The sequence below is a fragment of the Rhodoplanes roseus genome (assembly GCF_003258865.1).
Classification (GTDB): Bacteria; Pseudomonadota; Alphaproteobacteria; order Rhizobiales; family Xanthobacteraceae; genus Rhodoplanes; species Rhodoplanes roseus.
Genome location: NZ_NPEX01000104.1, coordinates 1 through 18,693, shown reverse-complemented (window position 1 = coordinate 18,693; position 18,693 = coordinate 1). Strand labels below are relative to the sequence as shown.

Below are 18,693 nucleotides of genomic sequence, written 5' to 3'. Positions count from 1 at the left end.
CGGTGCGGGCCGGCCCGCACGCCCGCACGCTGCCGCGCCTCGTCCTGCTCGCCGCCCGCGAGGACGGCTACCGCAACCTGATGCGGCTCAATTCCCGCGCGTTTCTCGAGACGCCGTCGACCGAGGCGCCGCACATCGACCTCGACTGGCTGGAGGGACACAGCGACGGGCTGATCGCGCTCACCGGCGGGCCGGACGGGCCGCTCGACAAGGCGATCGTCGCCGGCCAGCCGCCGCTCGCCGCGAGCCGCCTCGCCAGCCTGATGCGGCTGTTCGACGGCCGGCTCTATATCGAGCTGCAGCGCCACGGCACCGAGGCGGAGCGCGCCGCCGAGCCGGCGCTGATCGACCTCGCCTATGCCAACGGCGTCCCGCTGGTCGCCACCAACCAGCCGTTCTTCGGCGCCGCCGACGACTACGAGGCGCACGACGCGCTCCTGTGCATCGCCGAGGGCCGGCTGCTGGCCGAGGCGGAGCGCCGCCACCTCACCGCCGAGCACCGCTTCAAGACCCGCGCCGAGATGGCGAAGCTGTTTTCGGATCTGCCCGAGGCGCTGGCCTCGACCGTGGAGATCGCCCAGCGCTGCAGCTATCGCCCGCGCACCCGAAAGCCGATCCTGCCGCACTACACCACCGAGAACGGCGATCCGCTCGACGAGGAGGCGACGGTGCGGGCGCGCGCCGAGGAGGGCCTCACGATGCGGCTCGCCAAGCACGGCGTCGCGCCCGGCCACACCGAGGAGGACTATCGCGAGCGGCTCGCCTTCGAGCTCTCGGTCATCGCCCGCATGGGGTTCCCGGGCTACTTCCTGATCGTGTCGGACTTCATCCAGTGGGCCAAGCGCCACGGCATCCCGGTCGGCCCGGGCCGCGGCTCCGGCGCCGGCTCGGTGGTCGCCTGGGCGCTGACCATCACGGACCTCGACCCGATCCGCTTCGGCCTGCTGTTCGAGCGCTTCCTCAACCCGGAGCGCGTGTCGATGCCGGACTTCGACATCGACTTCTGCCAGGACCGCCGCGGCGAGGTGATCGACTACGTCCAGAAGCGCTACGGCCGCGACCACGTCGCCCAGATCATCACGTTCGGCACGCTTCAGGCGCGCGGCGTTCTCCGCGACGTCGGGCGCGTGCTGGAGATGCCCTACGGGCAGGTCGACAAGCTGTGCAAGCTGGTGCCGCAGAACCCGGCCAAGCCCGTCACGCTGAAGGAGGCGATCGAGGGCGAGCCCAAGCTGCAGGCGGCGCGCGACACGGAGCCCGTGGTGGGGCGCGCCTTCGCCATCGCCCAGAAGCTCGAGGGGCTCAACCGCCACGCCTCGACGCACGCGGCCGGCATCGTCATCGGCGACCGGGATCTGTCCGAGCTGGTGCCGCTCTATCGCGATCCCAAGTCCGACATGCCCGTCACCCAGTTCAACATGAAGTGGGTGGAGCCGGCCGGCCTGGTGAAGTTCGACTTCCTCGGCCTCAAGACGCTCACCACCATCGACACCGCGCTCAAGCTCCTGGCGCGCCGCGGCGTCCATGTCGAGATCGACAGCATCCCGCTCGACGACAAGAAGACCTACGACATGCTGACCCGCGGCGAGACGGTCGGCGTGTTCCAGGTGGAAAGCGCCGGCATGCGGCGCGCCCTGGTCGACATGCGGCCGGACCGGCTGGAGGACATCGTCGCCCTCGTCGCCCTCTACCGGCCGGGCCCGATGGCCAACATCCCGACCTACTGCGCCCGAAAGCACGGGCAGGAGCGGCCGGACTACATCCACCCCAAGCTGGAGCCGGTGCTGCGCGAGACCTTCGGCGTCATCATCTACCAGGAGCAGGTGATGCAGATCGCCCAGATCCTGGCCGGCTACTCGCTCGGCGACGCCGACCTGCTGCGCCGCGCCATGGGCAAGAAGATCCGCGCCGAGATGGACAAGCAGCGCGCCCTGTTCGTGAAGGGCGCGACCGAGCGCGGCGTCGAGCAGACGCAGGCCGAGACCATCTTCGAGCTGTTGGCGAAGTTCGCCGACTACGGCTTCAACAAGAGCCACGCCGCCGCCTATGCGCTGGTCTCGTACCAGACGGCCTATCTCAAGGCGAACTATCCGGTCGAGTTTTTGGCCGCGTCGATGACGCTCGACATGGGCAACACCGACAAGCTCTCGGACTTCCGCTCCGAGGTGGAGCGGCTCGGCATCAAGGTGGCGCCGCCCTCGGTCAACCGCTCCGGCGTCGACTTCGACGTCGCCGGCGACACGATCTTCTACGCGCTCGCCGCCATCAAGGGCATCGGCCGCCAGGCCGTCGAGGCGATCGTCGCGGGCCGCGACGGCCGGCCGTTCCGCGACCTCTCCGACTTCGCCCACCGCATCGATCCGCGCCAGGTCAACAAGCGCGTGCTGGAGAGCCTCGCCGCCGCCGGCGCCTTCGACTGCATCGAGCCCGACCGCGCCCGCGCCCACGCCGCCGTCGAGGCCGTGCTGGCCACGGCGCAGCGCACCGCCGCCGAGGCCGAGAGCGGCCAGGGCGACATCTTCGGCGGCCCCGGCACCCCGGAGCCGTTGAAGATTCCCCACTACGAGCACTGGGTGCCGGCCGAGAAGCTGCAGCGCGAGTACGACGCCATCGGCTTCTTCCTCACCGGCCATCCACTCGACGACTACGCCCATCTCCTGAAGAAGCTGCGGCTGCAGACCTGGCAGGATCTCTGCCGCGGCGTGAAGGCGGGCCAACAGGCCGGCCGGCTCGCCGCCACCGTGGTGTCGCGCACCGAGCGGCGCACCAAGACCGGCAACAAGATGGGGATCATCGGCCTGTCCGATCCGTCCGGCCACTACGAGGCGATCCTGTTCGCCGAGGCCCTGGCGAACTACCGCGACCTCCTGGAGCCCGGAAAGGCCGTGCTGCTGTTCATCGCCGCCAACGCCGAAGGCGAGGAGGTGCGCGCGCGAATCCAGACCGTCGAGCCGCTCGACGAAGCCGCCGCCAAGCTGCAGGCCGGCCTGCGCATCTTTTTACGCGACGAGGCCCCGATCGAAGCCGTCGCCAAGCGCCTGGAGCCGGCCGGTGGCGAGGGCCGGGCAGGGGCGGGGGCGGGGGGCTCTTTCGGTGCGAGCGCCGGGACCGGCAACGGCAACAGTGGCCGCAACGGTGGTTACGGAGCCGGAGCGCAGGCCCAACCCTCCGCGTTCCCCGGCGAAAGCCGCGGCCCAGGGGCCACGCCCTCGGGCGCTCCCTCCAGCCCTCCCGGCTTTCCGCCGTCGCGCAGCCGACCGGCAGGAGGGACCCCGGCCGCGCCGCCCTCGCGAGGCGACGGCACCGCCGCCGGCGACGTCTCCATCGTCCTGCTGCTCCCCGAAGCCGAGATCGAGGTGAAGCTCAAAGGCCGCTACAAAGTCTCCCCCCAAATCGCCGGCGCCATCAAGGCCGTGCCGGGGGTGGTCGAGGTGCAGGCGGTGTAGGGGGGCAGCATTGCTGGCACACCAGTTATCTGATATTCTTTTTAATGGCGTTTAACGCTAAATCGATATCCTGAACTCCACTCATTATTTGTTTGACTGTTTGCAGCTCATCTTTAGGGTCGATCTGGTAAGTAACCGCAGCGGTATGTGCTGCCAGTCCACGCTTTGCTCCAAAGCCATCTACTACTGACAGCCAAACAGGATCTATGGTTGATTCATCGATGCCAATTGGCAAAAGCAACTCTAATAGGTTTGCTATACGAATTCCGTTGTTGTTAATGACGGTGTGATTAAATTGAGCTAACGCTTTCCCAGCTATGGTGATTGCGGTGGTATTAGTGCCAATTTTTTTAGGAAGGCTAGTTCTGTCACCCGAAACGTTTGCAAGGAGGCAAGCCAACGAAGCGCATGGCTTTAACCTTGTCTTCCACAGATTAAACGATAGAGCGGCGATTTCTAGAACTCGCTCCTCAAAATAATGCTCCAATTCCGCGTGAGTGAGGATGCGGAAAGCTCTCGCTTTATCCAACTGATCAGCATTGTACGTTCCAGTGTTCGAAAAGCGAACAGGTAAAAATAGTTTTCTTAAGCCTTCAATCCGGGAAGCGAGTTGTCGATACCTAGCCGAGTAGGCCATGGGCTAGTCGCCGCGGATAATCTTGTTGTTAATAAGTTGAGGCAAGGTTGCAGGCACATTGTAGTGCTGCAGAACTTCGCCCCAAAGTCGAATTCTGGTATAAATCGATTCAATTGTTTTAGTTGTCCCCTCAATCGAGGAACGGAATCGTTCATTCTCACAAAGGGATTTAAAGGCAAGCTCGACGCCTACTTTAGAGTCTTCGGCAGCAAGCCTAACATTGAGATCATTAAAATAATACATCATGACATCGAAAACTGCACGGTTGAGTGGGCGCTCAAATCTTATTCCATTCCACTTTCTAAATGCTCCGCTGCCGAATATCCTTACAGTCGTATCGATCGACGACTCAAAATCTGTGATCTGCCCATCAATCTTTCTGCGATCGGCGACCCAGGCTTGATTAAAATGCCTTGCTGTGTAATCCAGGAGTGGCTTTAAATTACCTGTATAAATATCCAGAAAATTCCGAAATGCAAAATAGCGTATCACTAACTCTGCATCGCGCATCCGAGGGTCCGGGCGCGAAAGTCCCATTACGGCGTGGAGTGCATTGCTCTCACGGGAGTACCGATCAACAAATTTAACAAATTCGCCCGGGATAAGCGCTTGACGCAACTCTTGAGGAGAGAGCGGAACGCTTCCCGTGTTCAAACGCAAAAAAACTGTGTAGAGAAAATTTTCGTCATTCCAATTTCTGATTACAGCGGTGCGTATCGTGCTATTTTCGAGAGCATTAAGATCCTGCTCTAGCAGAAAATCGGACGACAGCCTAAGATAATCAATACCGTTTAAGTCTGTTCGGATCGAAAGTCCTTCCAAAGCAAATTTCTTAAATACTTCATCTCCGGAATGAAATTGCCGAAGCGCGAGAAGTCGCTGTTTTCCATCTATTACAATGAACTTCCCGCGCTTGTCCTTCCTTTCGGCAAGCACTATTTGAGGTACGGGCACATTCATTATCAAAGATTCGATATATTGACTCTTCCGCACAGACCTCCAGGCTTCGCGTCGCTGAAAATCGGGATTAAGTTCGATATTGCCTTTATCAATTTGTTGAATAATAGTTTCTACGGTCCAGTCAGCCTGATTAATGACTGCTTGATAGCGCTTTCCAGATTCGCCGAGATCTTCATATTCTTCCTGCTGGTCGTCAGGGGGGGTGGAATCATTGATCATTAATCAATATACCTTTAGTGATAATCGTAAAGGTAGAGACGCCGATGACAGAATAAATATAGCCCAGATTGTGCTCCGATGCAAGCAAGCGTAGCCCGGATCGCAGTTTGTAGGGCGGAATAGCGCAGCGTATTCCGCCGCTCGGCCTGTCGGCGGATGACGGCGCTTCGCGCCTGATCCGCCCTACCAGACTTTCGACAGACGAGAGTCACAGCAAGCGTAGCCCGGACTTCCTTCGCAGCCTGGGCGAAGCGCGGCGGCGGGCGGTCGTGTATCCTCCGTCCATGAGCGAGCTGTTGCAGAAGGTGATCAAGGAGATCGAGCGGCTGCCGCCGGGCGAGCAGGACGCGGCGGCGGGTGCGCTGATCGATGACATGGCGCATCGCGACGACGTGCGGCTCTCCGACGCGCAATTCGCCGAGGTGCGGCGCCGTCGTGCCGATCCGGCACCGCGGATGGTGTCGCACGCCGAGGCCCGCGAGCGGATCGGCCGCCTCGGCCGGTGATGCCGTGCGGCTCGTCTTCGACGACCGGGCCCGCGGCGATCCTAAATGAGCATATCGGTTCGTCATGGCCGGGCTGGTCCCGGCCATCCACGAATCAGCGGCTGCCGTCCAGAAAGGCGTGGATGGCCGGGTCACGGCCTCCGGCCCGCCGGCCATGACGGAGGATGGGGTGGTCAACGCACCCGAGCCGGCTTCTCCGCCGATCGGCCGGTGGCGGATGACGGCACTTCGCGCCTGATCCGCCGTACGAGTGACAACCGTCGCCGCGGCGAAGGTGCGACGGCCGGGACGCGTGCATCGCGTCCGGGCCGTGCCGCGGATCCCGGGTTTCGTTGCACTCAACCCGGGCTACGGCGCCGTGTAGGGTTTCACCCGGCGAGCTGGCGGGCCAGGCTGTCGCGGTCGATCAGCGACCACACCTCGGCGATTCTGTCTTCGCGGAACCGGTAGAACACGTGCTCGCAAAAAGCGACGCGGCGGCCGGTGGGCGCCAGACCCATGAACGGCTTCTCCGGCGTGCAGCGAAACTCCAGGCGGCAGGCGACGAGGTCGCCCTCGACCACCAGAAGGCCGATGTCGAAACGCAGATCCGGGATGGCGTCGCAGGCTTGCGCGATCAGCTCGGCATACTGGGCGCGCGTCTTGGTCTCGCCGTTGTAGACGACGGTATCGTGCGTGAAGGCGTCGAGCGCATCGAAGCGCCGCGCGTTCAGGCAATCGAGATAGCGGCGATACTGGTAGGCGAGGGCGAGAGGCATCACGTTGTCCTGACGCAACGAGGGGTTCCGATCGGAGCAAAGTCCGCCGTCGGTGCCAAGCCGGGCCGCGGCAAGCGTAGCCCGGCTTTCTTCGTAGCCCGGGCGGAGCGCAGCGACGGCCGGGAGAGGCCGTGCCGCGGATCCCGGGTTTCGTTGCACTCAACCCGGGCTACGGCATCCAGTCTCCGCCCACCATGGCGCCCCGCGCCCCGGCGGCCCTACGATGCCGGGCGGCGCGGTGCGCGGGAGGAGCGGCATGTTCGATTTCGACGGCAAGGTGGTTCTGATCACGGGCGCGGCGCAGGGGTTCGGGCGGGTGTGCGCGCTCGCCTTCGCGGCGCGCGGGGCGCGGCTGGCGCTGTGCGACATCGCCGACGCGGGCGGCGAGGAGACGCTGCGCCTCGTCACCGCGGCGGGCGGCACCGGCTTCTATCGCCATGCCGACGTGTCGGTGGAGGCCGAGGTCGAGGCGTTCGTCGGCGCGACGGTCGCGGCCTACGGCCGGCTCGACGTCGGCGTCAACAATGCCGCCAAGGAGATCGCCGGGCCGACCCTCGACCTGCCGTCGGCCGCCTTCGACCAGCTGATCGCGACCAATCTCAAGGGCGTCTACTACTGCATGAAGCACGAGGTGGCGCAGATGCGGACAACCGGCGGCGGCGCCATCGTCAACCAGGCGTCGATCACCTCGAGCATCACGGGCGTGCCGGACAACGGCCTCTACGGCGCCACCAAGGGCGGCGTGATCGGGCTGACCAAATCGGCCGCCCTGCAGGTCGCGGCCGAGAACATCAGCATCAACGCGCTCGCCACCGCCGGCTTCGACATTCCGGACGACGTGTTCGTGCGCTGGATCGACGGACACGGGACGTCGCGGCAGGAGGCGGCCGGCTGGTTCCCCATCGGCCGGCTCGGCCGCCCCGAGGAGATCGCCGCCGCGGTGCTCTATCTCGCCTCGGACGAGGCCCGCTTCGCGGTCGGAACCGTCCTGACGGTCGACGGCGGCTTCACGGCCCGGTGAGACCTGCCGACGGGCGCGACGGCCCCGGGTCGCCGCCCGGGCGAAGCCCGGACGGAACGCCGGCACGCTTGCGCCCGCTCGGCCGGTGCGGCGGGCGCAGGTCGGCCGAGCAGGCGCAGGCCGCTCATGCCGTCACGCGGCGGCCGCCACGTCGGCGGCCCGCGCCGCCATGGTGGCCTTGGCCCACCAGGCGAGCTCGTCGAGCGCGGTCCTGGCCGCCGGCAGCAGGTTCGCCTCGATCGCCGTGATCGGCTGCTTGCCGAAATGCGGATGCAGGGCCATGAAGTCGGCCCCGCCGATGTGGACGGCCGCATGGGTCGAGACCATCTGCAGCTCGACGCCGATCAACCGCAGGTGCTCGACGGCGCGCGCCGCGCCGGTGCCGCCGTAGCCGATCGCCGTGAACGGCTTGCGGTTCCACTCCGTGTAGGCCTGGTCGAGCGCGTTCTTGAGCACCCCGGAGATCGAGTGGTTGTACTCGGCGACGACGAAAATGTACCCGTCGAAGCCGCCGACCGTCCGCTGCCAGCGGATCGCCTCGGGGTTCTGGCTCGGCATCCACAGATTCGACGCCACCTCGTCGAAGAACGGCAGCGGATGGTCGCGCAGGTCGACCAGCTCCACCTCCATGTCGCCGCGTGCCTGCGCCTGCGCGAGAATCCATTGCGCGGGCACGTCCGCGAAGCGGGTGGGGCGGGTGGTGCCGACGACGACGGCGATCCGCGGCTTAGCGTTCATGGTAACCTCGTGTACGGTGGTTTATAGAGGAAACCAGATTACGGAAGGTCGCTATGAGCCCACAAGAAGGCACCTCGGCGAAACCAGGTGACCATCACGACACCGCCGCCTGCGAGCACATCAGCCGGATGCTCGCGCGCATCAGCGACAAGTGGACCCTGCTGGTGGTGCGCACGCTGGGGCAGGGGCCGCGGCGCTTCAACGCGCTACGCCGCGAGGTCGGCGAGATCAGCCAGAAGGTTCTGGCCTCGACGCTGCGCGAGCTGGAGGAGAACGGCTTCGTGTCCCGCACCGTCACGCCGGTGACGCCGCCGCAGGTCGAGTACGCCCTGACGGATCTGGGCCGCGATTTCCTGAACCCGGTGCAGGCCCTCGCCGGATGGGTGGTCGCCAACGCGGCCCGGATCGACGCGGCCCGCGCGGCCTACGCGGTGCGCCGGGCGGCCGAGTAGCGGTTGCCGCCGAGAGCCGGGCTGGTTTCGCTCGTTCCGGAGCCGAGGCCGCTACGGCCGCTCCCGCATCCGCCGGAACAGCCGCCAAAAGATCGGCGTCACGCCGAGGAGGATCAGCAGCAGGGCGATGGTCGCCGCGGTGGAGAGCTCGCCGCGGCGGGCGGCGTCGATCACGGCCCAGAACAGCACGGACCATAGCAGGGCGAGAACCAGGAGCGTGTTGCGCTTGCGCATCCGCATGGTTCGTTCGGGTCCTCGGGCTGAGACGGGCGACAGGGCAAGGTAGCGCCGCGGCGCCGCCGCGTTAACCCGGGTCCGTGACGCGCGGCGTCGCGGGTGTGCGCAAGAGGGCGACGACCGCCAGGGTCAGGCAGGCGGTCCACAGGAACAGCCAGATGCTCCAGGTCTCGCCCGGCGCGACCGGCCTGCCGATGAAAGGCCCGGCCAGCATGCGGAGGAAATCGATCGCCACCCAGACGAAGAGGGCGTGCCGCAGCAGGCGCAGCCAGGTCGGCGCGGCCGCCATGGTCCGGCTCCAGTCCTCGCGGGTGCCTGCCGTGGTGCGCCGCCGGCGCATCTCGTGCACGATCAGCAGCGCGAGCAGAACCGGGAACACGGCGAGCCGCACCACCAGAGTCGCGGTGTCGAGGCCCGGTGACGAAACGCCGGCGAGGAGGAGGGCGGCGAGCGCCGCGCCGGCGATCAGGGCGAGGGCGGCACAGGCGGTCAGCAGGAGCAGCAGCGCGCGCATCGCGGTCATCTCGAGCCGGCGGGCTCGGCAGCCCGGTCGGACGGTGGTGCGCCGGGGGCCGGCCCAGGTTCAGGCCGGCGCGCCGCAGCGGCCGGATCGCGCGGCACCGTATCGGCCCAGGTCTCGATCAGCAGGTCGCGGAACCGCTGGGCGACCGGGGCGAGGGGCTTGCCGCGCCGGGCGACGATGCCGATGGTGCGGGTGACGCGCGGCGTGATCGGGCGGGTCACGATGATCGGGTGATCGCCCTGCGGCGTCGCGAGGCGCGGCAGCACCGAGACGCCGAGGCCGGCCTCGACCAGGCCGAGCGAGGTGGAGAGATGCGTCACCTCGTAGAAGCAGCGCATGCGCACCTCGGCGCGGGCCAGCGCCGTCTCCAGGAGGATGCGGTTGCCGCTCTCGCGGCCGACCGTGACGAGGCGATAGGGCTCGAGATCGGCCCAGTCGACGTTGTCGCGCGAGGCGAGCGGGTGGTCGCGCCGGCAGGCGAGGACGAACGGGTCCTCCAGGAGCGCCTCGAAGGAGAGGCCGGCGTCCGATGCGCCGAGAAAATTGATGCCGAAATCGGCCTCGCCGCGCGCCACCGAGTCGAGCCCGGCCGCGGCCGAGAGGTCGAGGATGCGGAACCGCACCTCCGGAAACAGCTCGCCGAAGCGGGCGATCACGGCGGGCAGGAAGTAGAAGGCGGCGGTCGGCACGCAGGCGAGGGTGACGGGGGCGTCGCGCCCGCCCACCTGGCGCAGGCCGAACAGCGAGGCGTCGAGCTCGTCCAGAAGTCGCTGCAGCCGCGGCATCAGCTCGCGGCCGAAGGCCGTGACGGCGACGCGCCTCGTGGTCCGCTCCAGGAGCGCGGCGCCGACCATCGCCTCCAGCCGCTGGATGCGACGGCTCAGCGCCGGCTGCGACAGGTGCAGCGCCTCGGCGGCGGCGTGGAAGCTGCCGCACTCGGCCACCGCCAGAAACGCCCGCAGATCGAGCGCCTCGAAATTCATGTTCATGACGCATCAATACCGACGATCTTTGCAATTTACAATTTTTGGGCGAGACGGCAGGAAGGAGCCGACGCCCCGTTCCCTCGCCCCCGCTCGAGCCCCCAAGCACCATGACCCGTCCGGCTGCCGGCTTCGTCAAAATCCCCTGTGTCCTGATGCGCGGCGGCACGTCGCGCGGGCCCTATTTCCTCGAGTCCGACCTGCCGGCCGAGCCGGAGGCGCGCGACCGCGTGCTGATCGCCGCGATGGGCTCGCCGCACACGCTGCAGGTCGACGGCATCGGCGGCGGCCACGCGCTCACCAGCAAGGTGGCGATCGTGGCGCCGTCGCAGCGCGAGGGCGTCGACGTCGAGTATCTGTTCGCCCAGGTGTCGGTCGACCGCGCTTTCGTCGACACCAGCCCGAACTGCGGCAACATGCTCTCCGGCGTCGGCCCGTTCGCGATCGAGAGCGCCCTGGTGAAGGCCGCGGACGGCGAGACCACGGTCCGCATCTACAATCGCAACACCCGCGGCCTGATCGAGGCGATCGTCCAGACACCGGGCGGCACCGTCGTCTACGACGGCACCACCGCCATCGACGGCGTTCCCGGCACGGCGGCGCCCATCAAGCTCGCCTTCCTGGACGCGGTCGGCTCGAAGACGCGCGGCCTGTTCCCGAGCGGCGAGACCGCGGAGATCATCGACGGCGTGCGCGTCACGCTCGCCGACTACGCCATGCCGATGATGCTGGCGGCCGCCGCCGATCTCGGCATCGCCGGCGACGAGACGCCCGAGGTGCTGGACGCGAACGCGGCGCTCCTGGCCCGCATCCAGGCGCTGCGGGTGGAAGCCGGTCGCCGCATGGGGCTGGGCGACACCTCCAAGCTGGTGATCCCCAAGGTCGGCCTGCTGTCGGCCCCGCGAAAGGGCGGCACCATCACGTCGCGCTACTTCGTGCCGGACCGCTGCCACAAGAGCCACGCCGTCACGGGCGGCCTGTGCGTCGCCGTCGCGTCGCGCACCCCCGGCACCGTCGCTTTCGACCTGGCCGCGGCCGGCGAGGGCGGGCGCGGCGCCGTGGCCATCGAGCATCCGAGCGGCCGCATCGACATCGATCTCGCCTTCGCCCCTGACGGCACCGTCACGCGGGCCGGCGTCATCCGCACGGCGCGCCGCATCTTCGAAGGAAACCTCTTGGTGCCGGCTGGCGTGCTGGCCGCCTGACGTCGCCTCGCAATCGATCGAACGAACGAACCGAACACATCCGGGAGAGATGCCATGATGGACCGCCGACAGCTCTGCGCCGGCCTGCTCGCCGCCCCCTTCGTCGCCGCACCGTCGCTGGTGCGCGCCCAAGCCTTCCCGTCGCGGCCGATCCGCCTGGTGGTGCCTTACGCGGCCGGCGGCGGCACCGACGCGCTCGCCCGCGTGGTCGCCCAGGCGATGACCGAGCGCACCGGCTGGTCCGTCGTGGTCGAGAACATCACCGGCGCCGGCGGCAATCTCGCCACCCAGAATGTCGCCGCGGCGCCGCCCGACGGCTACACGATCCTGCAGGCCAACCAGGGGCCGATGGCGGTCAATCCGCACATCTTCAAGACCGTCAAGGTGAACCCGCTGACCGCCTTCGACCCGATCACGCTGATCGCCGCGGCGCCGCTGGTCGTGGTGGTGCCGCCGAAGTCGGAGTTCACCGACATCAAGCAGCTGATGGCCTACGCCAAGGCCAATCCGGGCAAGCTCACCTACGGCTCGGCCGGCAACGGCTCGGCGAGCCATCTCGCCACCGTGCTCCTGAACGTGGTCGGCAAGGTCGACACCGTGCACGTGCCCTACAAGGGCGCCGGTCCGGCCCTCAACGATCTGCTCGGCGCCCAGACCCAGTTCATGGTGACGACCATCCCCTCGGTGCTCGGCATGATCGAGGGCAAGCTGCTGAGGCCGCTCGCCGTCACGTCGAAGGAGCGCATCGCGGTGCTGCCCGACGTGCCGACCATCGCCGAGAGCGGCTGGCCCGACTACGAGTCGACCGCCTGGTACGGCTTCGTGGTGCCGGCCGGCACGCCGAAGGACGCGATCGAGACGCTGCGCAAGGCGACCGTCGAGGCGATCAACACGCCGCTGGTCAAGCAGCGCCTGGAGAGCGAGGGCGCCCGCCCGGTCGGCAACAGCCCGGCCGAGTTCGCCGAGTTCATGAAGAAGGATTCGGCCCGCTGGGCCGAGATCGCCAAGACCGGCGTCATCAACCTGAACTGAGCCGAACCCCGCACAGCAGAACGGCGGGCCTGCCTGGCAGGTCCGCCGTCCAGAGTGGTTTCCAGTGCGACGAGTCGCCCCCGACACCCGCTCGTCCCCGCGCAAGCGGGGACCCAGGGGCCACTCGACGTGTCGCTCTGGATTCCCGCTTTCGCGGGAATGAGCGGAGCGTGGCGCGATATCAGCGAGAACCGCTCTACCGGTACTTGCGCGCCTCCCCGGGGCGGGCGTCGCGCACCGAGAGGACCACGATCAGGCCGAGCACGCCGTTCGCCATCAGCATGTAGGTCGGGATCATGATGTCGCCCGACCAGGCGATCAGGGCAGTCGCGAGATAGGGCATCAGGCCGCCGCCGATCACCGAGCCGAAGCTGTGGCCGAACGAGACGCCGGTGCTGCGCACGCGGGTCGGCAGCAGCTCGGGATACATCAGGTAGGAGCCGGCCTGGCACAGCGTGTAGGGCAGCATGGTGACGACCAGGGCGAACACCGTGAGATTGAACGACTCCGGCCCCATCAGCGCGTACATCGGATAGCTGAGAACGATGTAGAAGCCGTAGGACGCGGCCAGCACCTTCTTGGCGCCGAACCGGTCCGTCACCATCCCGAAGACGGGGATCAGCACGGCCGCGCAGGTGATGGCGATCAGCACGATGAAGCCGACCTGGGCCTGCGGCATCTTGAGGACCGCCTTCAGGTACACGGCCACGTAGACGGTGCCGATATAGGTGCCGACGGTCTGCACCAGCGCGAACAGCATCAGCTTCACCAGCGACGCCGGATAGGCCTTGAACAGCTCCGTCAGCGGCGCCTTGGAGAGTCCGCCGGCGGTCCGCAGGCTGTTGAACTCCGGGCTGTCCTCGATCTTCAGCCGGATCCACAGGCAGCCCAGCATCAGCGGGAAGGCCGCCAGGAACGGCACCCGCCAGGCCCAGTCGGGCGCGTCCTTGGCGAACATCGCGGCGGCGATGCCGGCCATGCCGGCCGCCGTCGCCTTGCCCAGCACGGCGATGCCCGGGATGAACGAGATGTAGAGCGCCCGCCGATGCGGCGGCGCCCATTCGCGCACATAGGAGGCGGCGCCGCCGATCTCGCCGCCGGCCGAGAGGCCCTGCAGCAGCCGCAGCGTGATCAGCAGCGCCGGCGCGGCGACGCCGATCGAGGCGTAGGTCGGCAGGAGGCCGATCGCCGTGCTGGAGAAGCCCATCAGCAGCACGGTCGCCAGCAGCGCGGCCTTGCGGCCGAAGCGGTCGCCGATGCCGCCGAACACGATGCCGCCGAGCGGGCGGACGATGAAGGCGCTGCCGAACACGGCCAGCGTCGAGAGCAGCGACGCGGTGGGGTCGTCGCCGGGGAAGAAGCTCGACGCCAGCATGGCCGCGACGTAGCCGTAGCAGCTGAAGTCGTAATATTCGAGGAACGTCCCGAACGAGGCGGCGACGGTCGCCTTCTTGGCCTCGCGGACGTGGCGGGCCTTGGCGTCGTCGGAGTCGATGGCGGTCGTGAAGGTGACGGCGTGTTCCATGATGATTGACCTTGGACTGAGCGACCGTACCGTGCCGCGCGATCTCCGCGGACGAGATATGCGGAGACCGCGGCCCGTCGAAAGGCTGGTCAGAACCGATAGGCGTCGGCGATGATCTCGGTGCCCATCTGGCGCAGCTTGGCGTCGACCCAGCCGCGGTCGTAGCGGCCGGCCTCGATCTCGGCGAAGATCTTCTTCTCGTTCGCCGCCATGGCGCGCGACGCCGTCAGCACGGTCTCGGCGTCCTTCGCCGGGACGAAGACGACGCCGTCGGCGTCGCCCACCACGATGTCGCCGGGCCGCACCACGGCGCCACCGCAGGTGATCACGGTGTTGATCTCGCCGCAGCCGTTCTTGTACGGCCCCATCGGCGTGTAGCCGCGCGAGAACACCGGCAGCCGGCCGAAGGCGGCGATGCCGTCGTAGTCCCGCATGGTGCCGTCGAGCACCAGGCCGCCGATGCCGCGCGAGGCGGCGTAGCGCACCATGATCTCGCCGACCAGCGCGTTGGTGAGGTCGCCCTGGCCGTCGACCACCACGATGTCGCCCGGCTGGGCGAGATCGAGCGCCTTGTGGATGAACAGGTTGTCGCCGGGGTTCACCTTCACGGTGAAGGCCGGGCCGCACAGCGTCATGTCGGGCGAGAGCGGCGCGATGGCGCTGCAGGCGCAGAACATGCGCGACATGTTGTCGGCGATGTTGGGCGTCGCCTGGCCCCGGAAGGCGTCGACCAGCCCCTGCGGGGGCCGCTCGAGCTTCGTGTAGATTCGGTTGCCTGGTGAGGACACGGGTGTTGCTCCGCGGTCGGTTGGATCAGGGATGGGGTGGCGCGTGCCGCCGGCGGTCACGCGTAGGGGAATTCCGGCTTGTCGCCGCGCAGCACCGCCAGCACGTCGTCGACCACGATGGTGCCGACGCGCAGCAGCGCCTCGTCGGTCGACGCGCCGACATGCAGCGAGGCCATGAAGTTGGGCAGCGCGAGGAGCGGGTGGTCGGGGCCGGGCGGCTCCGTCTCGAAGACGTCGCAGGCGGCCGCCGCCAGCGGGCCGTGGCGCAGGGCCTCGGCGAGCGCCGCCTCGTCGACGACGCCGCCGCGCGCCGTGTTGACCAGGATGGCGCCGGGCCGCACGCGGGCGAGCTCGGCCGCCCCGATCAGACCGCGGGTCTCCGGCGTGTAGGGCACGCTGACGCTGATCACGTCGGCGGACGCGAGCAGCGAGTCCAGGGTCGCGTGGTGGACGAAGCCGAGCGCCGCGAAGCGCTCCGGCGGCACGAAGGGATCGAAGCCGGCGACCGCCATGCCGAAGCCGTGCCGGCAGATGTCGGCGGTACGCTGCGCGATGCGGCCGAGCCCCACCAGGCCGAGCGTCTTGCCGCCCAGCTCGGCGCCGGTGAGCTCCGGCGGCGCGATGCGGCAGGCGCCGGCGCGCAGCATCTGCGCATTGGCCGGCAGCTTTCGCGCCAGGGCCAGCATGAAGCCGACGATCAGCTCGGCGACCGAGTTGATGTTGGCGGTCGGCGTGTAGACGACCTGCACGCCGCGCTCGCGCGCCGCCTCGACGTCGATGGCGTTGACGCCGATGCCGTGCTTGCCGATCACCTTGAGGTTCGGCGCCGCCGCGATCTGCGATCGCGTCACGGTGGCGGCCCGCACGATGACGGCGTCGGCGCACGACCAGTCCGCGGCCCGTGGATCGTCCCAGGTCAGCACGTCGGCCGCCTCGCGCAGCCGGGCCAGCGGGACCGAATGGATGGGCTCCGTCACGACGACCTGCATGGTCTCCTCCGTTACGACGGGGCGAGCACCCCGCGCGGCTGGCCGGGGCCGCTCGCCTTGAAGGCGAAGCAATTATTCGATACAGGCATATTTCGACCCGCCCGCGCCTCCACGCGAGGTGTGTCGGCGGGCCGAAAACGGGCCTGTCTCATGGTCGGTTCAGGGCGAAAGACGGTTGTCTTCCCGGGGGTCGTCGACAGCCATGCCATGCATGCGAATATCGAAAAAGCGATTATTTGGAATGATATAAATCGCGCCCTAGAATATTAGAGCGGAGCGTCGTCCGTGCAGTCCCAGGACATCGAGATCTTCCTTCAGGTGGCGCGCCACCGGACGCTGTCGCGCGCCGCCGAGGTGGCGCATTGCTCGCAGTCCACGGTCAGCAAACGGCTGCAGATGCTGGAGGAGCGGCTCGGATATCCGCTGCTGGAGCGGGGCAAGGGGCTGAAGAAGGTGGAGCTGACGCCGCAAGGCGAGGCGTTCCTGCCGATCGCCGAACGCTGGCAGGATCTGCTGCGCGAGGCCCACGAGGTGAGCTGGGCGCAGCCGCGCCGGCACATCGTCATCGGCACCGTGTCAAGTGCCAACATGACCTTCATTCCCGAGCTGTGTCGCCGCCTGTGGAACCGCTCGCCGCGGCTCGGCTACCGCACCATCTCGCTGCACTCCCAGGAGATGTACGACGAGATCGAGAAGCGCACGATCGACGTGGGCTTCTCGCTGATCGAGCAGGCGGCCCCCAATGTCGCGGTGGCGCCGTGCTTCTCGGTGCCGCTGATCGGCGTACGCCTCGCCCAGGGCGGCCCCCGCAAGGTCGACGTGCGCGCCCTCGATCCCGAGCACTGCATCTTCGTGCCGTGGGGCGCCAGCTACCTGACCTGGCACGAATACTGGTTCCACTCGGGCAAGAAGCCGTGGGCCGCGGTCGACAATCCGCTGATGCTGTTCACCGTCATCGAGCATCCGGAGCAGTGGGCCGTGGTGCCGCGCGGCATCGCCCAGTCGATGCTCGACACCGGGCGCTTCGAGGTGTTCCAGATCGATCCGGCGCCGCCCGAGCGGGTGTTCTACCTGGTCACCCACAAGACGCCGCGCAGCCACGCCGTGACGGCCCTGCAGGTGTTCAACGAAGAACTCGCCGGCACCATCCGGGACGGGTTTCCGGACATCTACACCGACGTCCGCGCCTCCCGGCTCGGCGCGCCGGCGACGTGATCAGGCCGGTCCGCTCCGCCCGAGGCGGCCGAGATGGGTGTCGGGAAAGCCGGTCGGATATTTGAGGCCATAGCCCAGCGCGCGGTCGAGACCGATATGGGCCGTCCAGATCGTGGCGACGGCCAGTACGGCCGGACTCCCCAGCAGCACGCCGGCGAGGCCGAGCAAAGCCGCCGCCGCGTAGGTGTGGGCGAGATTGTAGGCCAACGCCCCGGCCCGCGGTCCCGCCATATAGCCGAGCATCGACAGGTCCGGCGCCAGGATCAGCACGCCGAACAGCCACCACGCGGCGCCGAGCATGTGATAGGCGACGAGCGCCGCCGCAAAGACCGCGATGCCTTCGAGCCGCAGCAGCGCGAGCGGCGCCCCCGACACGGCGCCGAGCGGAACCGGTGTCGCTGACGTGACGGCGTCGGACCGGGGCCCGGGCGAGGAGAGGGTCATGAGGAGGATCCGGTGTTCTGGCGCGATGGGCGTCCGCATCGCTGGCCGCCACAGCGCGTGAGTTCCCGCGCGGAGGTGCCTCGCTATAGCGCGTTTGTGTCGCCGCCACGGCGCCGCTGGCGCCGGCCGGAATTCGCCCGGCGGCGGGGGTGGCCACGGTGGCGGCAGGCGCCGGCGCCGCCGGCCAGCGTGGGGCGGCGACGGGCGGGCGAGGGCGGCACCCTGGTGGGGCTCGGGGGGCCCTGCTAGGCTCTGCCAGGTCGGTGGAGACCAGATGTTCAGCCGGCCGGGCAGCGCCGCTGCACGGCAACGCAGGAGGTCGCCCGTGATTGTCCGCAGCATCGAACGAGTGTCGCCGTGCGCGCCGGGCGCCGCGGTCGCCCAAAATGTCCGTCGCCTGCGGGCGGCGCTGCTCGGCGCCTGTCTCGCCGCCCTGGCTGTCGGTGCCTCGCCGGCCCGTGCGGCCGGGCTCGACTGCCCGGAGGTCGGCCCCGGCGGCGTTCCGGCGCTGACCCTCGGCGACCGCCAGATCGCCCGGATGACCTCGGGCAACGCCGTCGATCTCGGCGACGAGATCGGCGGCCTGGTCGCCAAGCTGAAAGACCAGGTGCCGCCGCCCTCCGACGACATGATCGGCGACATGCTGATCGCCGCCTATTGCCCGGTGGTCGCCGGCAAGACGGGCGTCGCGCCGGCCGAGAAATGGCGGCTGATGCGCCAGTTCGAGCGCGCCCTCTATCGCCGGATCGGCGCCGCGCAGCTGCCGCAGGGCTCCGCCATCATCGCCGACGTCCCGCTGCCCCCCGCCGTCTTCGAGACGCTGCGCCGCCAGGCCGAGACCGCCGGCCACCCCCCCGCCGCCTTCATGGCCGGCATCCTGACGAAAGCCGCCGGGCAATAGGCCCGACGCAGGGCAGCCGTCGCCCCGATGGCCTTCACCGCCATTGCCGGGGCCACATCCTTCGAGGCCCGGCTTCGCCGGGCGGCCTCAGGATGAGGAGCGAGTCGGGTGCGC

At 68.1% G+C, this 18,693-nt stretch carries 19 protein-coding genes; 8 read left to right on the top strand and 11 right to left on the bottom strand.

The features are described from left to right. Positions 1-3,446, top strand: a 3,446-nt coding sequence (gene dnaE / locus CH341_RS15995; RefSeq protein WP_245431088.1) for a DNA polymerase III subunit alpha, incomplete at its 5' end; no start/stop codon positions are given. 25 nt (positions 3,447-3,471) lie between these two features. Here dnaE and CH341_RS33695 read toward each other — a convergent pair. Beyond that, positions 3,472-4,083, bottom strand: coding sequence for a hypothetical protein (locus tag CH341_RS33695; protein ID WP_146604496.1), 612 nt, complete (start codon positions 4,081-4,083; stop codon positions 3,472-3,474). A gap of 3 nt (positions 4,084-4,086) precedes the next feature. Further along, on the bottom strand, positions 4,087-5,262 hold the full coding sequence (locus tag CH341_RS15990) for a DUF262 domain-containing protein (protein ID WP_111420006.1): 1,176 nt from the start codon (positions 5,260-5,262) through the stop codon (positions 4,087-4,089). 284 nt (positions 5,263-5,546) lie between these two features. Between CH341_RS15990 and CH341_RS15985 the strand changes: the two genes are divergently transcribed. Continuing rightward, positions 5,547-5,768, top strand: coding sequence for a hypothetical protein (locus tag CH341_RS15985; protein WP_111420005.1), 222 nt, complete (start codon positions 5,547-5,549; stop codon positions 5,766-5,768). A 368-nt stretch (positions 5,769-6,136) separates the two neighbouring features. Here CH341_RS15985 and CH341_RS15980 read toward each other — a convergent pair whose 3' ends face one another. Then, positions 6,137-6,526: an ester cyclase gene (locus CH341_RS15980; protein ID WP_111420004.1), complete on the bottom strand. Its 390-nt coding sequence runs from the start codon at positions 6,524-6,526 to the stop codon at positions 6,137-6,139. Positions 6,527-6,782: 256 nt separating this feature from the next. Here CH341_RS15980 and CH341_RS15975 point away from each other — a divergent pair, with 256 nt between their 5' ends. Continuing rightward, positions 6,783-7,547, top strand: a complete 765-nt coding sequence (locus tag CH341_RS15975) for an SDR family NAD(P)-dependent oxidoreductase (protein ID WP_111420003.1) — start codon at positions 6,783-6,785, stop codon at positions 7,545-7,547. 132 nt (positions 7,548-7,679) lie between these two features. On the opposite strand, the gene CH341_RS15970 is transcribed toward CH341_RS15975, so the two are convergent. Next, the gene (locus CH341_RS15970; protein ID WP_111420002.1) at positions 7,680-8,285 is read right to left on the bottom strand and encodes an NADPH-dependent FMN reductase; all 606 of its coding nucleotides are present in this window, start codon (positions 8,283-8,285) and stop codon (positions 7,680-7,682) included. Positions 8,286-8,338: 53 nt separating this feature from the next. Here CH341_RS15970 and CH341_RS15965 point away from each other — a divergent pair, with 53 nt between their 5' ends. After that, positions 8,339-8,737, top strand: coding sequence for a winged helix-turn-helix transcriptional regulator (locus tag CH341_RS15965; RefSeq protein ID WP_111420001.1), 399 nt, complete (start codon positions 8,339-8,341; stop codon positions 8,735-8,737). 51 nt (positions 8,738-8,788) lie between these two features. Here CH341_RS15965 and CH341_RS15960 read toward each other — a convergent pair whose 3' ends face one another. The 3 genes from CH341_RS15960 to CH341_RS15950 all read right to left on the bottom strand — a co-directional run bounded on the left by CH341_RS15960 (position 8,789) and on the right by CH341_RS15950 (position 10,486). Next, positions 8,789-8,977, bottom strand: a complete 189-nt coding sequence (locus tag CH341_RS15960; RefSeq protein ID WP_146604495.1) for a hypothetical protein — start codon at positions 8,975-8,977, stop codon at positions 8,789-8,791. Between the two features lie 64 nt (positions 8,978-9,041). Next, positions 9,042-9,488: a hypothetical protein gene (locus CH341_RS15955; RefSeq protein WP_146604494.1), complete on the bottom strand. Its 447-nt coding sequence runs from the start codon at positions 9,486-9,488 to the stop codon at positions 9,042-9,044. Between the two features lie 5 nt (positions 9,489-9,493). Further along, the gene (locus CH341_RS15950) at positions 9,494-10,486 is read right to left on the bottom strand and encodes a LysR family transcriptional regulator (RefSeq protein WP_111419998.1); all 993 of its coding nucleotides are present in this window, start codon (positions 10,484-10,486) and stop codon (positions 9,494-9,496) included. Between the two features lie 104 nt (positions 10,487-10,590). Between CH341_RS15950 and CH341_RS15945 the strand changes: the two genes are divergently transcribed. Both CH341_RS15945 and CH341_RS15940 read left to right on the top strand, forming a co-directional pair. Next, positions 10,591-11,685, top strand: a complete 1,095-nt coding sequence (locus CH341_RS15945) for a 4-oxalomesaconate tautomerase (protein ID WP_111419997.1) — start codon at positions 10,591-10,593, stop codon at positions 11,683-11,685. 54 nt (positions 11,686-11,739) lie between these two features. Next, on the top strand, positions 11,740-12,717 hold the full coding sequence (locus CH341_RS15940; RefSeq protein ID WP_245431087.1) for a Bug family tripartite tricarboxylate transporter substrate binding protein: 978 nt from the start codon (positions 11,740-11,742) through the stop codon (positions 12,715-12,717). 196 nt (positions 12,718-12,913) lie between these two features. On the opposite strand, the gene CH341_RS15935 is transcribed toward CH341_RS15940, so the two are convergent. From CH341_RS15935 to CH341_RS15925, 3 genes are all read right to left on the bottom strand, one after another. Continuing rightward, positions 12,914-14,242 carry an MFS transporter gene (locus CH341_RS15935; protein ID WP_111419996.1) on the bottom strand — a complete coding sequence of 443 codons (1,329 nt, stop codon included), beginning with the start codon at positions 14,240-14,242 and terminating at the stop codon, positions 12,914-12,916. 89 nt (positions 14,243-14,331) lie between these two features. After that, positions 14,332-15,030, bottom strand: a complete 699-nt coding sequence (locus tag CH341_RS15930; RefSeq protein ID WP_111419995.1) for an RraA family protein — start codon at positions 15,028-15,030, stop codon at positions 14,332-14,334. Between the two features lie 56 nt (positions 15,031-15,086). Beyond that, positions 15,087-16,019 (bottom strand): hydroxyacid dehydrogenase, encoded by a 933-nt coding sequence (locus CH341_RS15925; RefSeq protein WP_111419994.1) that lies wholly within the window; start codon positions 16,017-16,019, stop codon positions 15,087-15,089. Between the two features lie 285 nt (positions 16,020-16,304). On the opposite strand from CH341_RS15925, the gene CH341_RS15920 reads away from it, so the two are divergent. Beyond that, entirely contained in the window at positions 16,305-17,234 is a 930-nt protein-coding gene (locus CH341_RS15920) for a LysR family transcriptional regulator (RefSeq protein WP_111419993.1), read from the top strand. Here CH341_RS15920 and CH341_RS15915 read toward each other — a convergent pair whose 3' ends face one another. Further along, positions 17,235-17,678: a DUF4260 domain-containing protein gene (locus CH341_RS15915; RefSeq protein ID WP_111419992.1), complete on the bottom strand. Its 444-nt coding sequence runs from the start codon at positions 17,676-17,678 to the stop codon at positions 17,235-17,237. A 325-nt stretch (positions 17,679-18,003) separates the two neighbouring features. Here CH341_RS15915 and CH341_RS15910 point away from each other — a divergent pair, with 325 nt between their 5' ends. Next, positions 18,004-18,579, top strand: a complete 576-nt coding sequence (locus CH341_RS15910; RefSeq protein ID WP_146604493.1) for a hypothetical protein — start codon at positions 18,004-18,006, stop codon at positions 18,577-18,579. Positions 18,580-18,693 lie beyond the last annotated feature (114 nt).